This window comes from Actinomadura meyerae, from assembly GCF_900188445.1.
Lineage (GTDB): Bacteria > Actinomycetota > Actinomycetes > Streptosporangiales > Streptosporangiaceae > Spirillospora > Spirillospora meyerae.
In genome coordinates this window covers 51077-71148 of the sequence record NZ_FZOR01000012.1, presented here as the reverse complement: position 1 = coordinate 71148, position 20072 = coordinate 51077, and the positions used below count along the sequence as shown (strand labels likewise).

The 20072-nt window shown below is 68.7% G+C and carries 19 protein-coding genes; all 19 read left to right on the top strand.

The genetic code is table 11. The features are described from left to right. Position 1 precedes the first annotated feature (1 nt). Entirely contained in the window at positions 2-838 is an 837-nt protein-coding gene (locus CHF16_RS14660) for an MlaE family ABC transporter permease (protein WP_089326571.1), read from the top strand. 1 nt (position 839) lies between these two features. After that, on the top strand, positions 840-2117 hold the full coding sequence (locus CHF16_RS14655; RefSeq protein ID WP_089326570.1) for an MCE family protein: 1278 nt from the start codon (positions 840-842) through the stop codon (positions 2115-2117). Beyond that, the gene (locus CHF16_RS14650; RefSeq protein ID WP_218826670.1) at positions 2114-3178 is read left to right on the top strand and encodes an MCE family protein; all 1065 of its coding nucleotides are present in this window, start codon (positions 2114-2116) and stop codon (positions 3176-3178) included. The genes CHF16_RS14655 and CHF16_RS14650 overlap by 4 nt, the downstream gene beginning before the upstream one ends. After that, positions 3175-4374, top strand: a complete 1200-nt coding sequence (locus tag CHF16_RS14645) for an MCE family protein (protein ID WP_089326687.1) — start codon at positions 3175-3177, stop codon at positions 4372-4374. The genes CHF16_RS14650 and CHF16_RS14645 overlap by 4 nt, the downstream gene beginning before the upstream one ends. A gap of 1 nt (position 4375) precedes the next feature. Next, complete coding sequence (locus CHF16_RS14640) at positions 4376-5617, top strand: MCE family protein (RefSeq protein WP_089326569.1); 1242 nt, start codon at positions 4376-4378, stop codon at positions 5615-5617. Beyond that, positions 5617-6915, top strand: a complete 1299-nt coding sequence (locus CHF16_RS14635) for an MCE family protein (RefSeq protein WP_089326568.1) — start codon at positions 5617-5619, stop codon at positions 6913-6915. Before CHF16_RS14640 ends, CHF16_RS14635 begins: the two co-directional genes overlap by 1 nt. Before the next feature lies 1 nt (position 6916). Beyond that, positions 6917-8167, top strand: coding sequence for an MCE family protein (locus tag CHF16_RS14630; RefSeq protein WP_089326567.1), 1251 nt, complete (start codon positions 6917-6919; stop codon positions 8165-8167). Beyond that, positions 8164-8721, top strand: coding sequence for a hypothetical protein (locus CHF16_RS14625; protein ID WP_089326566.1), 558 nt, complete (start codon positions 8164-8166; stop codon positions 8719-8721). The genes CHF16_RS14630 and CHF16_RS14625 overlap by 4 nt, the downstream gene beginning before the upstream one ends. After that, complete coding sequence (locus CHF16_RS14620; RefSeq protein WP_089326565.1) at positions 8718-9317, top strand: hypothetical protein; 600 nt, start codon at positions 8718-8720, stop codon at positions 9315-9317. The genes CHF16_RS14625 and CHF16_RS14620 overlap by 4 nt, the downstream gene beginning before the upstream one ends. Before the next feature lie 19 nt (positions 9318-9336). Further along, the gene (locus tag CHF16_RS14615) at positions 9337-10065 is read left to right on the top strand and encodes a hypothetical protein (RefSeq protein ID WP_218826669.1); all 729 of its coding nucleotides are present in this window, start codon (positions 9337-9339) and stop codon (positions 10063-10065) included. Positions 10066-10083: 18 nt separating this feature from the next. After that, positions 10084-10635: a hypothetical protein gene (locus tag CHF16_RS14610; protein WP_089326564.1), complete on the top strand. Its 552-nt coding sequence runs from the start codon at positions 10084-10086 to the stop codon at positions 10633-10635. A 37-nt stretch (positions 10636-10672) separates the two neighbouring features. Beyond that, positions 10673-11227, top strand: a complete 555-nt coding sequence (locus CHF16_RS39460; protein WP_143227986.1) for a hypothetical protein — start codon at positions 10673-10675, stop codon at positions 11225-11227. 354 nt (positions 11228-11581) lie between these two features. Next, positions 11582-12289, top strand: coding sequence for a hypothetical protein (locus tag CHF16_RS39455; RefSeq protein ID WP_143227985.1), 708 nt, complete (start codon positions 11582-11584; stop codon positions 12287-12289). 80 nt (positions 12290-12369) lie between these two features. Then, positions 12370-14466 (top strand): hypothetical protein, encoded by a 2097-nt coding sequence (locus tag CHF16_RS39450; RefSeq protein WP_143227984.1) that lies wholly within the window; start codon positions 12370-12372, stop codon positions 14464-14466. Positions 14467-15001: 535 nt separating this feature from the next. Beyond that, a complete protein-coding gene (locus CHF16_RS14590; protein WP_089326560.1) occupies positions 15002-15745 on the top strand; it encodes a hypothetical protein in 744 nt (247 codons plus the stop codon). A gap of 187 nt (positions 15746-15932) precedes the next feature. Continuing rightward, positions 15933-16676, top strand: coding sequence for a hypothetical protein (locus CHF16_RS14585; RefSeq protein ID WP_089326559.1), 744 nt, complete (start codon positions 15933-15935; stop codon positions 16674-16676). 244 nt (positions 16677-16920) lie between these two features. Next, positions 16921-17490 carry a hypothetical protein gene (locus CHF16_RS14580; protein WP_143227983.1) on the top strand — a complete coding sequence of 190 codons (570 nt, stop codon included), beginning with the start codon at positions 16921-16923 and terminating at the stop codon, positions 17488-17490. After that, positions 17487-19037, top strand: coding sequence for a hypothetical protein (locus CHF16_RS14575; RefSeq protein WP_089326557.1), 1551 nt, complete (start codon positions 17487-17489; stop codon positions 19035-19037). The genes CHF16_RS14580 and CHF16_RS14575 overlap by 4 nt, the downstream gene beginning before the upstream one ends. 163 nt (positions 19038-19200) lie before the next feature. Then, on the top strand, positions 19201-20070 hold the full coding sequence (locus CHF16_RS14570) for a polyprenyl synthetase family protein (RefSeq protein WP_245868516.1): 870 nt from the start codon (positions 19201-19203) through the stop codon (positions 20068-20070). Positions 20071-20072: the final 2 nt, after the last annotated feature.

Sequence of the window (20072 nt, the reverse complement as noted above, 5' to 3'; positions counted from 1 at the left end):
CATGGCGGTTCCCGGGGCTCGCCGCCTCAAGCCGGTGAAGCTGGTCTCCTGGCTGGACCAGCCCGGCGACCAGCTCGGCTTCTACGTGCGGGCGCTGCTGTGGACGCCGCGCGCGATCCGCCGCTACATGCGCGAGTCGCTGCGGCTGCTCGGCGAGGTCGCGTTCGGCAGCGGAGCGCTCGCCGTCATCGGCGGCACCGTCGGCGTCATGATCGGCATGACGGTGTTCACCGGCGTGGTCGTCGGCCTGTCCGGGTACGCCGCGCTCGACCAGATCGGGTCGGCGGCGTTCACCGGGTTCGTGTCGGCGTACTTCAACACCCGCGAGATCGCGCCGCTGGTGTCGGGCCTGGCGCTGTCGGCCACGGTCGGCGCCGGGTTCACCGCGCAGCTCGGCGCGATGCGGATCAACGACGAGATCGACGCGCTGGAGGGCATGGGCATCCAGTCGGTGCCCTACCTCGTCACGACCCGGATCATCGCCGGCACGGTCGCGATCATCCCGCTGTACGGCATCGGGCTGCTCAGCTCGTACCTGGCGTCCAGACAGGTGACGCTCTGGTTCAACGGGCAGTCGGCCGGTACCTACGACCACTACTTCAACCTCTTCCTCGCGCCCGAGGACGTGCTGCTCTCGTTCGCGAAAGTGCTGATCTTCAGCGTGATGGTGGTGCTGGCGCACTGCTACTACGGCTACCGCGCGGTCGGCGGCCCCGCCGGCGTGGGCGTCGCCGTCGGCCGCGCGGTCCGCACCGCGATCGTGCTGATCAGCGTGACGGACTTCTTCGCCAGCCTCGCCATCTGGGGCGCCACGACGACGGTGAAGGTGACGGGCTGACATGGCGAGACGAACGACCCGGCACGTGGTCGGGCAGCGCCTCACCGGGGTGGTGTTCCTGCTCGTCCCGGCGCTGCTGATCTGGCTGTCGATCGCGATCTACGACAAGCAGTTCACCGAGGCGACGAAGGTGACGCTGCGCACCTCGACGGCCGGGCACGAGATGCACCCGATGGCGGACGTGAAGGTCCGCGGCGTGGTCGTCGGCGAGGTCCGCTCCATCAAGGCGGACGGCGCGGGCGCGAAGCTGGAGCTGGCGCTGAAACCGGGGATGACGGACCGGATCCCGGCGGACGTCCAGGCGCGGCTGCTGCCGACGACGGTGTTCGGCGCCCGGTTCGTCTCGCTCGTCCCGCCGCCCGGGTCGGCGGGCCGGCCGATCGCCGACGGCGACGTCATCTCCGAGGACCGCAGCAAGAACGCGGTGGAGCTGTCGGAGGTCCTGAACCACACGATGGACCTGCTCAACACGCTCCAGCCCGCGAAGCTGTCGGCGACGCTGAACGCCATGTCGCGGGCGCTGGAGGGGCGCGGCGACCAGATCGGCCGCAACTTCGAGCAGCTCGACGCGTTCCTGACCAAGATGAACCCGGAGGTGCCGGCGCTCACCCGCAACCTCCAGGAGCTGGCGGAGTTCACCCAGCACGCCTCGGACGCGGCACCCGACCTGCTCCAGGCGCTCACCGACTTCACGGTGACGAGCCGGACGATCGCCGAGCAGCGCACCGCGCTCGCGACCCTGTACGACGCGGTGTCGGGGTCGTCGGCCGACCTCCAGGACTTCCTGGACGCCAACTCCGGCAACATCATCGCGCTGGCGACCGAGAGCCGGGGGAGCCTGGAGCTGATGCGCCGCTACGCCCCGGCCGCGCCCTGCACGTTCCGCACCCTCGCCGACTTCATCCCGACGATGAACAAGGTCCTCGGCAAGGGCACCGACAAGCACGGCGTGCACGGCGTGGTGGTGCCGCTCAAGAGCAAGGGCCGCTACGTGCCGGGCAAGGACGCGCCGCGCTACGACGGCGGCAACGGGCCGCACTGCCCGAGCGTCCCGTACCTGGCGACCGGGAACGGCGTGCGGGTGCTCCCCGCCGGCGGCGCCCCCGGCAAGGCGGGTGCGGCCGGCAGCGGCCTCGGCCCGGCGAACTCGGCGTCGGAGAACGACCTGGTCAACGAGCTCGCCGGCCCGCCGCTGGACGAGGTCCCCGAGGAACTGCCGGACTGGTCGAGCGTGCTGGTCGGGCCGATCTACCGGGGCACGGAGGTGACGGTCAAGTGAGGCTCACCGGCCAGGGGATCAAGGGCATGGGCTTCCCGCTCGTCAGCTCGCTGATCTTCATCGTGGTGACGGTGCTGGCGACGGCGCTGCTGGCGTCCAGCATCACCGGCGCCACCAGCGGCGACCGCGTCACCTACTACGCCAAGTTCACCGACGTCGCCGGGCTGCACCCGGGGCACGGGGTGCGGATCGCGGGCGTCGAGGTCGGCCAGGTCGAGGAGATCAAGGTCAGCGACCGGCGGCTCGCCCGGGTGAAGATCTCCGTCGACCGGGACCGGCAGATCCCGGCGTCGGCGACCGCCGCCGTGAAGTACCTGAACCTGGTCGGCGGGCGGTACATCGCGCTCGGCCAGGGCACCGGCTCGCCCGGCCAGGCGCTGAAGCCCGGCGGGACGATCCCCGTCGAGCACACCGCCGGGACGCTCAACCTCACGCAGCTGTTCCAGGGCTTCCAGCCGCTGATGCAGGCGCTGTCGCCCGGCGAGGCGAACAAGCTGTCGGAGTCGATCGTCAAGGTGCTCCAGGGCGAGAGCGGGACCGTCGAGAGCCTGCTGCGCACCGTCGGGCAGCTCACGAGCACGCTGGCCGCCAAGGACAAGGTGATCGGCCAGCTCATCACCAACCTGGACAGCGTCGTCCGCACCATCAACGGCCGGGACCGGCAGCTCGTCGACCTGGTCACCACGCTGCGCCGGTTCACCTCCGGCCTCGCCACCGACCGCAAGCCGATCGGTGAGGCGCTCGGGTCGATCGCCGACCTGACCACCGCCACCGCCGGGCTGCTCCAGGTCACGCGGGACCCGCTGAAGGACGACATCGTCCAGCTCGGCCGGCTCAGCGACAACCTCAACCGCGACGAGCCGCTGCTGACGCGCTTCCTCCAGCGCTCGCCCGGGAAGATGGCGGCCTTCGGGCGCCTGGCCTCCTACGGCTCGTGGGTGAACTTCTACCAGTGCGAGGTGAAGTTGATCGGCGTCAGCTACGCGGGCTCCGACCTGTCGAACCAGCCGCCGCCGACCGGCCTCCCCATCAAGAAGGATGACTCGAGGTGCCGCGGATGACGCCCCCGACCCCGCCGCCAGGCGGTCCGCCCTCCCTCCCCCCGGTGGGCGGGCCGCCTCCCGGCGGTCCTCCCGCAGGCGGCCCCCCGGCCGGTGGGCCGCCCGCGGGCGGGCCGCCGCCCCGGCCGCTGCCGCGCGCCCTGCCGCGCCCGGCGAAGGGCCGGCCGCGGCTGAAGCCGCTGCGCGAGCGCAACCCGATCGTGGTCGCCGTCGTCGGCATCGTGATCCTGCTCGTCCTCGGCACCCTCGCCTACCGCGCCGACCGGCTGCCGGTCATCGGCGGCGGGACGACCTACAGCGCCTACTTCTCCGAGGCCGCCGGGCTGAAGGAGGGCCAGGAGGTCCGCGTCGCCGGGGTGAAGGTCGGGAAGGTCACCGACGTCTCGCTCAAGGGCGACAAGGTCGAGGTGACGTTCCGGGTCAAGGACACCTGGGTCGGGAACGCCACCCGCGCCACCATCATGATCAAGACGCTGCTGGGGTCGAAGTACCTCCAGCTCGACCCGCTCGGCTACCGGAAGCAGAACCCGGAGCGGCCGATCCCGCTCGACCGGACCGTGGCCCCCTACGACGTCACGACGGCGTTCCAGGACCTCGGCCGGACGTTCCAGGACCTCGACACCGCCAAGCTCGCGCAGAGCCTGGAGACGATCTCCACGACGTTCGAGGACACGCCGCCGAGCGTCCGGGTCGCGCTGCACGGCCTGTCGTCGCTGTCCACCACGATCGCATCGCGGGACGCCGAGCTGTCCCGGCTGCTCGCCGGGACCAAGCAGCTGTCGGGCACGATCGCAGCGCAGAACTCCCAGTTCGAGACGCTGTTCAAGGACGGCAACCTGCTGCTCGGTGAGCTGCGCCGGCGCCGCGACGCCATCCACGCGCTGCTCGTCGGCACCAACCGCCTCTCGAACGAGCTGGTCGGCCTGGTGAACGACAACCGCCGCACCCTCGGGCCGACGCTGGCGTCCCTGGAGCGGGTCACCACCACCCTCGAACGCAACCAGAAGAACCTGGAGCGCGTGCTGGAGACCGCGGCGCCCTACGTCCGCGTCCTCGGCAACGCGACCGGCAACGGCCGCTGGGTGGACGGCTACCTGTGCGGCACCGTCCCCGACGAGTACCTGGAGAACGGCAGGTGGACCAACCGGCCGCCCAAGGGCCAGTGCAAGCCGCCGCACCTGACGGGAGGCCGGTGACATGGCGTCCTCCACGACGCGCACGGTGAAGCTGCCGAAGCTCGGCTCACCGATCCGCGACCACCGGACACGGGTGGTGCAGGCGCTGATCGCGGTGTTCGTGCTGCTGGTCGCGATCGCGCTCGTCCCGCTGCTGAGCGGCGGGCCCACGCACAAGATCACCGCGTACTTCGCGACCGCGATCGGCGTCTACCCGGGCTCCGACGTCCGCGTCCTCGGCGTGAAGGTCGGGGCGATCGACTCGATCGAACCGCTCGGCGACAAGGTCAAGGTCGAGATGCGGGTGGACGACGAGATCGACGTCCCCGCCGCCGCCCGCGCCGTCGTCATCGCGCCGAACCTGGTGTCCGACCGGTACGTCCAGCTCGACCCGGCCTACAGCGGCGGCCCGAAGATGGCCGACGGCGCCTCGATCGACGTGAACAACACCGCGACGCCGCTGGAACTCGACCAGCTCTACACCGCCGTCCGGAAGATCTCCGGCGACCTCGGCCCGCAGGGGCTGAACGCCCAGGGCGCCCTGTCGGACGTCATCCGGGTCGGCGCCGCCAACCTCGGCGGCAACGGCCAGGCGCTCAACACGATGATCTCCGACCTCGGCAAGGCGTCGCAGACGCTCGCCGACAACAGCGGCGACCTGTACGCCACCCTCGCCAACCTCAACAAGTTCAGCAAGATGCTCCGCGCCAACGACGGGCAGATCCGGCTGGCCGAGAACCAGCTCGCCGAGGTGAGCCGGTTCCTCGCCGCCGACCGCGACGAACTGGGCGCGGCGCTGCGCACCCTCGCCCGGGCGCTCGCCGAGGTGAAGGGGTTCGTCCAGGACAACCGGGCGGCGCTGAAGACGAACGTCGGCAAGCTCGCCAAGGTCACCCAGGTCCTGGTGGACGAGCGGGCGTCCCTCGCCGAGCTCGTCGACACCGCGCCGCTGGTGACGCAGAACGCGCTGAACGCCTACGACCCGAAGACCCGCACGCTGATGGCGCGCGGCAACCTCCTGGAGATCACCAAGGCGTTCGGCAGCCTGGACCAGCCGGGCGTCGACCCGGTCGCCGCCGACCAGCGGCCGCTGTGCGCCGCGGCGGCGTCCGCGACCGCGACGCTCCGCGAGCAGTGCGACCGGCTGAACAAGGGCGGGCTGGTCGCCGTGGCGCCCACCCAGCAGACCGGACTCCCGGCCCTGCCGCTGCCGCCCGCGGGCAAGATCTACGCCGGCTCCACCGGGAAGAAGGGGGACCGCTGATGCGCGTGCCCAAGCTCGTCGCGGCCCTCACCGCCGGCGCCGTGCTGGCCGCGGGCTGCTCGGTGCAGCTGGAGGACGTCCCGCTGCCCGGCGGCGCCGACGTCGGCGACCACCCGTACACGGTCAAGGTGCAGTTCGAGGACGTGCTGAACCTCGTCCCGCAGGCGGCCGTCCGCGTCAACGACGTTCCGGTCGGCCGGGTGAAGAAGGTGTCGCTGCCGAAGGGCGCGTGGCAGGCCGAGGTGACGCTGATCATCAACGGCGACGTGCACCTGCCCTCGAACGCCACCGCGAACCTGGAGCAGTCGAGCCTGCTGGGGGAGAAGTACGTCAAGCTGGCGGCGCCCACGACGGCGCCGTCCCCGCAGCGGCTCACCGACGGCGCCGTGATCCCGGCGTCGCGCACGACGCGCAACGCCGACACCGAAGAGGTGTTCGGCGCGCTGTCGCTGCTGCTGTCGGGCGGCGGGCTCCCGCAGATCCGCACGATCAACCGGGAGCTGAACCAGGCGCTCAACGGGCGCGAGGACAAGGTCCGCTCCGCGCTGGAGAACCTCAACACCTTCACCTCGACGCTGAACCGCAACCGGCAGTCGATCGTGAACGCGCTCGACGGGCTGAACCGGCTGTCGTCCACGGTCGCGTCCCGCAACGGGCAGGTCTCGACCGTGCTGACCGACCTGTCGCCCGGCCTGAAGGTGCTGGAGGAGCAGCGCGGCCGGCTCGTGGAGATGCTGCGCCGGCTGGAGAAGCTGTCGGACGTCGCCGTCAAGACGATCAACGCCAGCAAGGACGACACGGCCGCGAACCTGCGGGCGCTGTCGGTCATCCTCCGCAAGCTCGCCGACTCCGGCCGCGACCTGCCGAAGTCGCTGGAGATCCTGCTGACGTATCCGTTCACCGACGAGGCGCTCAAGGCCATCAAGGGCGACTACCTCAACGCCTACGCCACCGTCATCGCGGCGAAGGACTTCGACTGCGTCGTGCCACCGGTGAAGGAGGAGGGCCCCTTCGACGGCATCGAGGACGAGGCGGCCGCGAAGACGAAGGCACAGGAGGAGGCGCAGGCCCGCGCCCTCGCCGGAGCGTCCACGGTGGTCGGTCCGCAACCGGCGCCCTGCCCAGACACGGCAACCCGGCCCGGCACCAAGGCCGCGGTCCCCGGCGCGGGCACCCCCACCACCCAGGCTCCCGCCTCGCGGGCGCCGCAACCGGTCGCGCCGAGCCGGGCGCCCCGGAACGAAGGACCGAGCAGCGAGCCCGCCCTTCCGCTGCCGACGCTCGGGGAGGGGAACTGACATGCTGACCGCGGTCACCCGCATCAAGATCGCCGTGTTCGCCGTCCTCGCGGTGCTGGTCATCGCCTACATCGGTGTCAACTACGCCGATGTCGGACGTTACGTCGGGCTGCGCGGCTACTACACGGTCCGGCTCGACCTGCCCAGCACCGGCGGCCTCTTCGAGGGGTCGGCGGTTTCGTACCGGGGCGTCAGCGTCGGCAAGGTCGGCAAGCTCGACCTGACCTCGGACGGCGTCGTCGCCGAACTCCACATCGACAACTCCTCACCCGACATCCCGCGCAGCCTTGAGGCGGTCGTGGCGAACCGCTCCGCCGTCGGCGAGCAGTACGTCGACCTGCGGCCCCGCGCCGACACCGGGCCCTATCTCGCGCAGGGCGCCACGATCCCGCGCAGCGTCACCACCGTGCCGGCACCGGTGAACGAGACGCTCAAGAGCGTCAACGACTTCACCGCCTCGCTGCCGCTGAACGACACCAAGACGCTCATCGACGAGCTGGGGCTGGCCTTCGCCGGGCAGGGCCCGCACCTCCAGCAGCTCCTCGACACCAGCGCCCGGTTCGTCTCGGCGTCCGACGCGGCGTTCCCCGACACCCGCGCGCTGATCCACAACGGGCAGGTGGTGTTGCAGACGCAGAACGAGATGTCGGGGGCGTTCAAGTCGTTCGCGTCCGACTCCCGGCTGCTCGCGCGCCAGTTCCGCGACTCCGACACCGACCTGCGCAAGCTCATCGCGGCCGGGCCCGGAGCGGCGAACGAGATGTCGGCCCTGCTCCGCGACCTGGACCCGAGCCTCAGCGTGCTGCTGGCGAACCTGCTCACCACCGCCCGGATCGGCTCTCCGCGCCAGGCCGCGATCGAGGAGATGCTCGACAACCTCCCGAAGGTCGCGGGCATCGGCCCCAGCATCGTCGACGACGGTCTGCTCCGCATGGGCCTGGTGACCACGTTCTTCAACCCGCAGCCCTGCACGCGCGGCTACGGCAAGACCCGCTACCGCGAGGGGCATGACGAGTCGCCCGCGCCGCCGTTCAACACCGACGCCCACTGCGCGGAGAGCCCGAGCACCGGCATCAACGTGCGCGGCTCCGCCAACGCGCCGCACAAGGGCGTCCCGGCACCGGCCAAGCCGGGCACGCTGAGCGGCACGCGATCGACCGGTCTGATCGACTCGTTGGGGCTGTCCGCCGGCGCGAGGCCGCCGACGTCCGGTGACCTCGCCACGCTCCTCGGGCTCGGAGGCACGCGATGACCGAGGCGGCGGCGGTGCCGCGCGGATTCGTCCGGTTGATCCGGTGGATCCGTCCGGCCGGCTACGTCCTCGTGGCCGCCGCCACCGTCCTCCTCGGCCTGTCGTTCTGGTCGCTGATCCAATCCGGCCGGGGCGCCGACCACGACCTCGCCTCTGCGCGGGACGACGTGACGCGGACCGCCGTCCGCGACCTCGCGCTGGTCAACAGCATCGACCCCAAGGTGGCCGACCTGGACATGACGCACTGGATGGACGTCGCCACCGGCCCGTTCGCCGATGCCCTGAAGCGCGACATGCCCAACGCGCGCGCGAAGTTCGCCAAGCAGAAGACCCCGTCGCACGGCCGGGTCACCGCGCTCGCTGTCACCGCGCTTGACCGGTCGGCGGGCGAGGCCACCGTCCTCGCCTCGGTGCGGATCTTCACCGAGCCCGCCGGCGGCGCCCCGCAGGGGACCGAGCAGCGCAAGCGCTACGAGGTCGGGATGCAGCGGGTGGGCGGTGTCTGGAAGATCAGCTCGCTGAAACCGCTGGCACCCGGGGGGAGCGGGCCATGAGCATCACCGAGGAGCGCCCCGCTCGCCGCGACCCGGCCTCGCGGAAGAAGCGCAAGAAGAAGACCGCCCGGCGCCCGCTTGTCTCCCGACTCAAGCGGGCCGCCGGGCTGGGGTGGCCGGTGGCCCTCGCGGTGGCGCTGTGCCTGTCCGCCTTCGCCGTCGACAGCTGGGCCGACAGGAGAAGCGAGCGGTCACCGGCCGCCAACCGCGCACTCGTCGACAAGACCCAGACCACAAAGGTCGTCGCCGACGTCTCGGCGAAGGTCGCGCGGATCTTCACCTACACCTACACCGACCCGGCGGCCACGGAACGGGCGGCGAACGACGTCCTCACCGGCCGCGCCGTCGGCGACTACCGCAAGCTGTTCGGCCTGGTGAAGCAGAACGCACCGGTCATGAAGCTCGCCCTCACCACGAAGGTGACGAAGGCCGGGCTGATCAAACTCAGCCGTGACGGGACGGCGGTCCTGCTGGTCATGCTCGACCAGCGGACCACTCGGGCCGGGAAGGCGACCGGCCCGCCGGTCGCCGCCCAGCTCATCGTCACGGCCCGCGACGACCACGGCTGGCGCATCAGCGACCTCCGGGCCGCCTGAAGGAAAGGGGTGGATTCAGGTGTCCAAGACGAAGACCGCCGAAACGGCGGCCGAGGAGCCCGAGGTTCAGGCCGAGGAGCATGAGGAGCCCGAGGCCCGGGACGGCGGCGAGCCTGCCGAGCCGGAACCGGTCGAGGACGAGAGCGGCGAGACTTCAGAGTCGGCTGGGAAGAAGGCCGACGAGACGTCGAAGCCGAAGCCGTCCGAGAAGGACGCGGACGAGAAGCCCCGGCGCAGGCTCTCCAAGGACCCGCTCATCCGGATCGCGTCGCTCGTGACGCTGATCGCGGCGGGGGCCGCCGCCTGGTTCGGCTGGTCGTACCACGCGGCGTCCGGCGACGACTCGCTGGCCTACGCCGCCGAACGGGACCGGGTGCTCGCCGTCGCAGGGCAGGAGATCGTCAACCTCAACACCCTCGACTACCGCCAGGTGGACGCGGGCCTCAAGGTGTGGCAGGACTCGGCGACCGCGCAGCTCTACGACCAGATCGTGCAGGGCCGGGAGCGGCTGAAGACCGAGGTGCAGAAGGCGAAGACCACCAGCACCGCGAAGATCCTCGAATCCGGGCTCACCGAACTCGACACCCGTGCGGGCAAGGCGGCCGTGATCGCCGCCGTCCGCATCACCATCACCGGCGCCGATGGCAAGCCGGTCGACAACACCCGGCGCATGGCCGGCCAGCTCACCCGGACCTCGGACGGCTGGAAACTGTCGGCGCTCGGCCAGGCCCCGACCGGAACGCCCTGAGCGGGGAGGAGAAAGCGAATGGCAGCGATCACTTCAGCCGGCCGGTTCGTCCCGGGCACCGCGCGCACCCGCCTGGTCGTCCTCCTCGGCGCGCTGACAATAGCGCTCGGCGGAGTCGCCGCCTGGTCGAACGCCCAGGAGCGCGACCTGACCAGCGCGGCCTCCGCGCAGAACGACGCCCTTAGCGACAACGGCCGCACCGCCGAGGTCAAAGGCCAGGTGACCACGGTCGTGAACACGGTGTTCTCCTACAACTACGCGGACACGGCGAAAACCGAGAGGGCGGCGCAGGAGCTCCTCACCGGAAAGGCCGTCCAGCAGTACAACCAGCTTTTCGCCCTGGTGCGCAAGCAAGCCCCCCAGCAGAAGCAGGTCCTCACCACCACGGTCACCGACTCGGCGGTGAAGTCGCTGACCGGCGACCGTGCCCGCCTCCTCGTCTTCGCCGACCAGCGCAACACCCGCACCGACAAGAACAAGACGAGCTACTCCGCGGCCGTCTTCGCCGTGGACGCCCTGTATGCCAACGGCAAATGGAAGATATCCGCCATCGACACCCTCGGTGCCTGATCGCACAGGGCCGACCACGGAACGGAGGAAGACCGACATGCGAAAGCTTGCCCGAAGGGCCTTAACCGCCGCCGCAGCCGTGTCGGCAACCATTGCCCTCACCGCTGTGCCGGCGTTCGCCGCCTCCTTCACAGCGGCGAACAACGGGAACGTGGTGCTTGCTGACTCAAGCACTGGTGCGGTCGTGGTCTGTACATCCTCGGCACTCACCGGTGACGCGCGGATCGGCCCGGTCCCCATCGGAACTTCCCTGCTCGATATCGCTTCTGCGGGCTTCCCTTCATGCACGATGGGGGGAAACCCCGCCATCGTGACGTCCCAGAATCTGCCGTGGTCCTTCATCGTCGATTCCTACTCCTCGGGCGGAGTGACCAACGCGCACCTCACGGGCACCAAACTCCACTTGGAGATACCCTCCATTGGGTGCACGGTGGAGATCAGTTCACCGGGAGACGTCTCAGGAACGTACTCGAACGTTTCGAGCATCCTGCACCTGGAGGACTACGACCTTGAGGTACAGAGTGCCATGTGCCTCACAAACTACTTTAATGTGGGCGACTCTGTCGCCTTGATAGCCGAGTACCAGCTCTAGTAGATGAGCACAGGATGGCATGCGCATATGCTGCCGCTCGGCTTACAGGCGGCCGGCCTCGGTCGACTGTAAGCCGGTGACAAATGAATAAAGATCGAATGCTCAGCGATTGACAATCAGAGCTGGCGATTCTTATGGAGTCGAGAAGAATTTTCTATCGACTCTTGAGAAGTGCGCTACTGACGGGTACATTCCTGGTATGAGAACGGCAGGACTGGGTGGTCTTGTGATGGAGCCGGCTAGTTCGGCTTCCTGGGTTCTGCTCCCGTCGGACCCGGAGGAGTTGCTTCTGTAAAACGCAGTCAGTGTCCCTACCAGTTGAAGACACCCCCCGAGAAGGGAAGCAGGACTGACATGCGAAAGATCACCAGGAAGGCCCTGACCACCACCGCGGTCGCGGCCTCTGCCATCGCCCTCACGGCCCTCCCCGCCATGGCGGACCCGGGCAACATCGGCATCACGCTCCCCGGCGTGACCACTTCCCCCCAGCCCATCACTGGAGTGAACAACGGTATCGTCGCGGCGGCCGCCGAAAGCGGTGGGGTCATGACCTGCTCCGACACGGCGCTCGCCAAGGCCCTGGTGGCCACGGGCACGGTGAAGGTCGGCAGCACCGTCACGAACCCCGTCGGTTCGGTGACGGACGTGGAGTTCAACAACTGCGTGGTCAACAACATCCCGGCCGAGGCGGTCGCCAATGTGTCGACGCCGTGGAGCCTCAAGGTCACGGACGTGAGTTCATCGGGAGTCACACCCGGAGCGCTCGTCGGCGTGGACGTCACCGTGACCATCCCCAGCCTTTCGTGCACCGCGAGGTTCGCGGGGAATGGCGCGCCGGGACAGATCACCGGAGAGCACACCGACCCTGCGAACCCGGGGGACCCCAGCCAGCTCTCGCTGCCGTTCGGGTCCACCAACAACCTCGTCGCGTCCGGCGTCACCGCTGGGTGCCCCTCCAACATCGTCCAGAACGGCGACACGGCCATCATCGCCGGTGTGATCGACCTCACGGGGGACAACGCCACCGCCAACGAGGGTCCGACCGTCCTTGCCACGCCATGACGTGACGGCACGGCCCTGAACGAAGCCGCACCCGGGCGCTCGCCGTCCGGGTGCGGTTCCCCGTCGATCAAGGATGTGAAATGCACCAGGTGTTCCGAGGCGCCGCGCGGATCGCGGCGGTCGTTGGCCTTGCCGTGAGTGGTGGCGCGCTGGTGGCCGTCCCGTCGGCGATCGCGGACATCGGTTCCGAGATGGGGCTCGTCTGCTCCAGTAAGGCCGGAACACATGAAGTGACGTTGCGGATCGAAACGACTGCTCCGTCGACCGGGACTGTCGGCCAGCCGATCCAGCTGGGCACCATCAAGGTCGACGTTGCCCTTCCTTCCGAGTTGGTGAAGAAAGTCTCGGCGACTTCCCCGAGCGGGACCCTTCCGGTGACGAGTGTCACTCCATCGTCCGCGCCTTCCCTCGGGATCGAGGGGGTCGCGGAGATTCAGACCGCCGTCCGCGAGCCGGGCGGCGACCGGCGCGCTGGATGGCCGGCCTTCGCTCTGGCTGCCGCTGTTCCGTCGCGTAGTGCTGAAGTTGTGCATCTCACGGGCAGCGGTGTGGCGCCGCCGGTCGTTCCGGCGTCACCGGGCGGGCTCTCATGGTCTGCCGACGGAATGGGCTTGTCCCTGGTGCCGGGCGATACGACGGGGAAGGACAGGCCGGAACTGGCGTTGCAGTGCGCGGCGGAGAAGGAGACGGTGCTCGGGACCGTACGGGTGAGACCCGGGAGCGAGACAACTGCCCCCGGCATGCCGAGCGTGTCACCCCGCCAGGCCGCCGCCTCCCAGGGGGGGTTGTGCCAGGTAATCCCCGGCCGCGGGGAAGATCCTCGGTACGCCGTCAACGAGAATGATCCCAAACTGATGGAAATCTATCATTCTCCGGATACTCCGAAGAGCTTGCGGCCCGTCCCCGCCGAGGGGGAGATGTATTGTGTTAAAGCCACGGGTTTCTTCAATGTCAAGAAAGCCGGCAACGCCGTCCCGGTTGCTTTCGAGAACAATGTGCGGGCCCTGACCACAGTTGCAATGGGAAATGGGCTTTTCGGGCCTAACTGGCAAGATGCTCGCGGGTATTTCATCAACCGTACCTACCGGACGCCCGCCACGGTGCTCGGCTTCGGTTTCATGCCGACACGCGCGGTGGCGGAAGCTGTTCAGGTCGGTGCTCCCGGGGACGAGGGAAACGGCCCGATTACCGGCAATCTACGGATTCTCCAGCGACTCAGCCTCGAACTCGCCCTCCCGGACCCGACTGTCGACAGACAACAGATCCGAGCCAGTGCCTATATTCGGGTAAAAGCGGGCCAGGCCGACGTGAATGGCGTCCCTCTCGATCTCGGCGATAAGTGCATGACAAGTCCGACCGCGCTTTCCGCAACTGGATTCATGGGGAATGTGCAGACTGGGATGACTCAATACGATAGCGGGCAGACGCTCATCGCGAAGGAAGTCAATATCCCCTCCTTCTCCGGATGTGGAGTGACCGAAGATCTCAGCCCGATCCTCACCGCCAGCGTGTCCGGGTCGGGAAACTATGCGAATCTAGAATCGGGAATCTGGTGCGTAGTCACCGATGGTACCGGCTGCGTAAATGACGAAGGGGCCTTTCCTCAGACCTTCAGTGTCGATACTGATGGGGTTGTCACCGCAGTGGCGAAACCATTTACCCTCGGTCGAGGAAAGGCGGAATTCAGATGCGAGTCGGCGACCATGCGGCTCAAGATGGAACGTGGGCATTGGCAATCGCGCTTCCGGCTGGCCAAGGGCGGTATGTCGCTTGCCGGCTGTACGGTGAAGGCGTCGGATGACACCGTCTATCAAATAGGGGATGAAGTTACTCAGGACGGCTCATTGTGGCTGAACATGACCGTGGATCCAAAGAGCGGTAAGCCCGTGATGAACTTCAACGGAGTGCTGCTCAACATCCCCATGGATGTCGCCGGAAAGAAGTGCGCTCTGCGGATAGGCAACACCCTGCAGAGGTACATCCCTCCGGGGTACGTGGAACGCCCTGGAATGCTCATGGGCTCCTACGAAAACGGGACCTTCGCCATGAGTGACCATACGTTGAGGCCGTCGCCGGGAACTACGTGCAGGATTCCGGGGTACACGGTCAACTCAGTCTTTACTTCATTCAAGGGCGATTTCGCCTTCGAGCCGGCCCCGCGCATCACCACACCCTGACCCAGCCTGGCGTCGCCATGGGTCCCTTCGTCCTCGTTCAGCTGGTTCCACACCGGAGATCCCAGCCCTAGGACTGGCCCCACCGTTTGCCCGCACCACCCCGGGCGACGGTGGGGGCAGGCCGGCTCGCCGCAGGCGTCAACCGCCTGCGGCGAGTACGGTGTCTCCCCTCTCGTGCGATACGGCGAGCACGTGCCGGCCGATTCTGGGCTAGCTCACCCACACCCCGGCCATATGCGGTCGGTGACAATATCGGCCGCATCGCGGGTGTCCATCATTGATTCCCGCTAACAAAGCGAAAAAATCTTCACATTCGTACGTTGCGGCGTATTGAACCGACATTGCTTCGGTATTACTCTCCGGTTAGGAATCAAGGATCTTTCTCGTTGAGGATCCGCTTCACGGTTCCGCGCCGGTGGGGATCACGTTGTGGCCGTCCGGTGCTCTGTGCCCGTTTCTTCCGGCAAGAAGAAAGGACGGACTGGTGAAGTCCATTCGTTTCCGGAGACGCAGTTTCCGGCTGGCGGTTCCCGCCGTGGCCGCTGCTGCGCTGCTCACCCTCGGCCTGGCCTCGCCCGCTTCGGCGGCCAACCCGGACCCGATCCCGTCGAGCTTCGACTTCTCCGACTGCCCGCCTCTCCCGGACGGTGCGTCGCCGAACTACTCGCAGTGCTGGGTGGGCGTGGTCACCAGCGGCACCTTCAAGATCGGCAACTTCGACCAGGCGATCGATGAGCCGATCAGGATCACGTGGGCGACCACGTTCAACACCAGCACGTTCGAGACCAAGAACGTCTTCGGCGCCATCGATGCCCCGAAGATGCTCGTCCAGCCCGGTCTGTTCGGTGACCCCTTCCTGTCGGCCGTGTACGCCAAGGTCGAGTACGCCGGCGCGTTCGAGATGCCGGTCAGCAGCGAAATGAAGATCAACCTCGGGGTGAAGGTCCGGCTCATCAACCCGATCCTCGGAAGCCACTGCACGGTCGGGACGAATAGCAACCCGATCATGCTGAACCTCACCACCGGTACCACCAGTCCGCCGGCGCCCAACACGCCCATCACCGGCGAGCCCGCCACGATCGCCCAAGCGGATCCGCCGGTGCTGCAGGCCAAGCACGTCGGCAACTCCTTCGCGGTCCCCGGCGCCAAGGGCTGCCTGTTCGGCGGCGGCGTCGCCGACTGGCTGGTGAACCAGATCGGCGGATTCCCCTCGCCGGCCGGGACCAACAGCATGGTCCAGAACGAGTACATCGTGTCGAAGAACTACAGCCAGCTCTGATTTCTGAGCCCGTGGCGACCGGTCCGTGCCCGCGGCGACCCCGCGGGCACGGACCGACCGCGAGGAACGACGGCTCCTTTCGCAGGGTCGCGGCGCTCTGTGTCCGTTTCTCCCGGCAAGAAGAAAGGACGGACTGGTGAAGTCCATTCGTTTCCGGAGACGCAGTTTCCGGCTGGCGGTTCCCGCCGTGGCCGCTGCTGCGCTGCTCACCCTCGGCCTGGCCTCGCCCGCTTCGGCGGCCAACCCGGACCCGATCCCGTCGAGCTTCGACTTCTCCGACTGCCCGCCTCTCCCGGACGGTGCGTCGCCGAACTACTCGCAGTGCTGGGTAGGTGTGGTCACCAGCGGCACCTTCAAGGTCGGCAACTTCGACCAGGCGATCGAGGAGCCGATCAGGATCACGTGGGCGACCACGTTCAACACCAGCACGTTCGAGACCAAGAACGTCTTCGGCGCCATCGATGCTCCGAAGATGCTCGTCCAGCCCGGTCTGTTCGGTGATCCGCTGCTGTCGGCCGTGTACGCCAAGGTCGAGTATGCCGGCGGCTTCGAGATGCCGGTCAGCAGTGACATGGAGATCAACCTTGGGCTGAAGGTCCGGCTCATCAACCCGTTCCTCGGGAACAACTGCACGGTCGGGACGAATGACAACCCGATCGCGGTGAACCTCACCACCGGTACCACCAGTCCGCCGGCGCCCAACACGCCCATCACCGGCGAGCCCGCCACGATCGCCCAAGCGGATCCGCCGGTGCTGCAGGCCAAGCACGTCGGCAACTCCTTCGCGGTGCCCGGCGCCAAGGGCTGCGTGTTCGGCGGCGGCGTCGCCGACTGGCTGGTGAACCAGGTCGGCGGATTCCCCTCGCCGGCCGGCGAGAACACGATGATTCAGAACGAGTACATCGTGTCGAAGAACTACAGCCAGCTCTGATTTCTGAGCCCGTGGCGACCGGTCCGTGCCCGCGGCGACCCCGCGGGCACGGACCGCGCTGCCGGAGGCGGACGCAAACGGTCGGAATCGAGAACGATGACCCGGTGATGAAGACGTAAGAACAGTTGCCCACCGGGAACGGCGATTCGGAGCATGGCGTCCGCAACCGCCCCCGGGCAGAAACAGCCCTCAGATTCGCGGCCTCACCCATCGCCTGACACCCCGCAGGAAGGAAACGGCCGACGTGTCGGAACAGGAAGTAACGCGATATCCGGTTCTCTCCCGTAGGAGGGCCATCGGTGCTGCGGGTGCCGGCGTGGTGCTCGGCGGGGCACTCGCCCCTTCGGCCGCCGCGAGCCCGAGCGCGAGTCCACTGGCGGGGCTGACCGCTCGGCAGCGGGCCGTGGTGTTGCGAGTGGCCAGGGCCGGAGCGAACGTGCCGGTCAGGTTCCCCAGCTTCGGCGAGCCGGGAACCGCGGAGGCCCGGGCCACGGCGGCCCGGCTGGACGCGGCCCTTGGACGGTTGGACACAGGGCGTCTCGACCAGATCGCCGCGGCGGCGGACGCGCTCGGCGGACGTGGCGCGGCGCAGCGAGGACGGGCACGGCTGCTCGCCGCCCTGGGGCGTCTCGCCGACGACAAAGAGCACGCCGACGGTGCACGCATGCTCGCCGCGCTCGCCATCGCGACCGTTTCGCGGCATTTCGACCCGAACAGCGACTATCCCGCTTCACTGTGGGTCGGCGGCCTGCGCCACCTCAGCCGGCGGGGCAGGCCGGCCCTGCCGATCCCGCATGTGGAGGCCCGCCGATGAAGTTCAGGCAGGACACGCAGGCGGCTCTCGAACGCGGCCGGGACGAGATCATCGAGCGTTACCTGCGGAGCGGCGACCCGAACATCGTCGGCGTCGGGATCAGCTTCCGGGTACGCGGCGGCAAGCGCACCGACGAACCGGTCGTCATGGTCCTCGTAGAGAAGAAGCGCCCGGCGGCGCTGGTCTCCCTGCGGCGGCTGCTCCCCGAGAACGTCGAGATCGATGGCGTCCGATGGGGCATCGACGTGGTGGAGGCAGGTCCCGCGCCATCTGTCGGCGTCGCCCAGAGTCCCGTTGCGCCGACGCTGGCGGCCGGGCCGATCAGCGAGGAGATGCGGCCGCCCCGGCAGGGATGCAGCATCTCCAACCAGGTCGCGGGGGACGGCACCGGCACCTACGGCGCGACTGTCGTCGACCTCACCGACAACACCAACGGCCTGCTGACCTGCAACCATGTGATCGGACGGATGAACGCGGGCCAGCCCGGCGAGGCCATCATCCAGCCCGGCTTCGCCGACACCTCCAACCGCAAGGCGATCGCGACGCTGAAGCGGCTGATCCCGATCGACCCGGTGACCGGCACCGATACCGACGCCGCCCTCGCCCAGCTCACGAGTGGCGTCGGGGCGACCGACCTGGTCGCCCGCGACCTGATGACGCCGATCGGGCCGAGCCACCCGGCGGTCGGCCTCATCGTCGCCGGCAACCAGACCGGCGGCTGCTACATGACGGTCATGGACACCGTCCTGACCGGGCTGAACGCCAAGCTACTCGGGGCCACCTCCAGTTCAACCGCGACCAAGGCACCACAGGTCGGCATGCACCTGGAGAAGGTCGGACGCACGACCGCCTACTCGTCCTCCACCGTCATGAGCATCGGCAACACGGTGCGCGTCGACACCCAGAGCTCACTCGGGGTCGTCGAGTACCGGAACCTGATCTATGCGCCGAGGTTCTGCCTCGGTGGAGACTCGGGCTCGGTCGCGTGCGAGGGCGGCGACGGGAAGACGTTCGTCGAAGTCCCGTCCCCGCCCTGCCCCTTCCTCGCCAACATCGGGACGTACTACGGCCTGGACCTCGTCAGCGAGAACGACCTGGCGGACCATGCCAGGGACGAGTTCTTCGCCCAGAGCGTCACCGGGAACCTGCTGATCCAGGCGACCTACCTCAACGCCCAGGTCATCAAGGACCGGGTCGACAACAGGACCGCGACCGAGGACGAGCTCTACTACGCGCAGGAGTTCCATCAGCGCAGCCGCGATTTCGTCGCCGAGGTCATCGCCGACCCGACTTCGACGGCGACGGTCACGCAAACCCAACTGGACGACACGACGTTCATCGTCGACGGCCTGACGCAGACGCTGATGACTCCCGAGGAGGCCGATGCCGCCTGGGTGCTGAACGATGAGGTGCTGTCCCAGACCCTCGGGATGAACCGCACCCAGATGATCGCCCACATGAACGATCAGGTCGTCGCGCAGAAGGTGTACGACACGGTCGCGGCTGTCCCCACCCTGGAACTGCATCCGCAGATCCCGCTCGACTGAGCGAGACACCGTGAGTTCCCTCGGTGAACCCGGAAGGAAGGGCGCGTCGACCATCGGGCATGAGGTCAGCGCGCTCCTCCGGCCGGGGTCCAACGATCTCGTCAACTATCCGGAGCGGGTGACCGGCAGGCTCGCGGAAGTCGCTCGGAGCCTTCCACAGGCTGTGCGTCCTTCGGCCCTGGAGCTCGTCCAGCGGCCAGGGAAACGCCTCCGGTCGAACCTGCTGGCCGCGAGTGCCGCGTTCGGCGCCCCCGACCCGGTTCGGCTCGTCCGGCTGGGCGCGGTCGTCGAGCTGCTGCACACGGCGTCGCTCCTGCACGACGACGTGATCGACCGGGCCGCAGAGCGGCGCGGCGCTCCGGCGGCCCACACGGTGATCGGCGCGGAGTCGGCCTCGCTCGCGGGGCTGGCCTGTTTCGCGCTAGCGGGTACCGAGGCCGCCGCTCTCGGCGACGGCGTCAGCCGGGCCGTGGCCGACACCGCGGCGGCGCTCGCCGCGGGCGAGATGCTCGACGTCGAGCGGGCCTTCGACGTCGAACTGCCGCTCGCCGACTACCTCGAACTCGTCCAGCGCAAGACCGGCGACCTGTTCCGGCTGACCTGCCTGCTCGGGGCCGCCGAAGCGGGCGTGTCCGCGGAGCACTCCGGACATCTGGCGCGGATCGGCGCCGCCCACGGCGCGGCGTTCCAGATCCTGGACGACTGCCTCGACTTCGACCCGGCTGCCGGCGCCGCCGGGAAGCCGACCGGCAACGACCACCTGCTCGGGTTGTTCGGCGCCCCGATCGTCCTGGCTCTCCCGCAGGACGAGACCGGCGACCTCGCCCGCCTGCTGCTCCGCCCCGCGCTCGACGCCGCCGACCTGGCGCGGATCCGCGCCCTGGTCATCGACCTCGGTGGGCTCGCCGCCGCGAAGGAGACCGCCCGCGACCTTCACGGGCAGACCATGGACGCCCTCGCGGAACTGCCCGCCGGGAGCGCCAGAGACCGGCTGGCGGACGTCGTCCGGCTCCCCCGGTGGGCCGAGTCGTGAGC